Origin of the sequence: Bradyrhizobium campsiandrae (genome assembly GCF_014529705.1) — a bacterium.
In the GTDB taxonomy this organism is placed as follows: domain Bacteria; phylum Pseudomonadota; class Alphaproteobacteria; order Rhizobiales; family Xanthobacteraceae; genus Bradyrhizobium; species Bradyrhizobium campsiandrae.
The window spans coordinates 1-223 of record NZ_JAANIH010000471.1; the positions used below are offsets into that span (position 1 = coordinate 1).

The 223-nt window shown below is 68.6% G+C and carries 1 protein-coding gene; it reads left to right on the forward strand.

The features are described from left to right. On the forward strand, window positions 1-223 hold a 223-nt coding region (locus G8O24_RS43930), incomplete at both ends, for a citrate/2-methylcitrate synthase (protein ID WP_283815689.1).

The window sequence follows — 223 nt, forward strand, 5'->3', positions numbered from 1 at the left end:
GACAACAAGCACGCGCCCGATCTGATCCGGCGCGCGCTGGTCCTGCTCGCCGACCATGAGCTGAACGCCTCGACCTTCACCGCGCGCTGCGCAGCCTCGACCGGACTCAGTCTCTATGATGCCGTCATCGCCGGACTCGCCGCGCTGAAGGGCCCCAAACACGGCGGCGCAGGCGTGCTGGCCTCGCAGCTCGTCAAGACGCTGGTGGATCGCGACGTCGAGC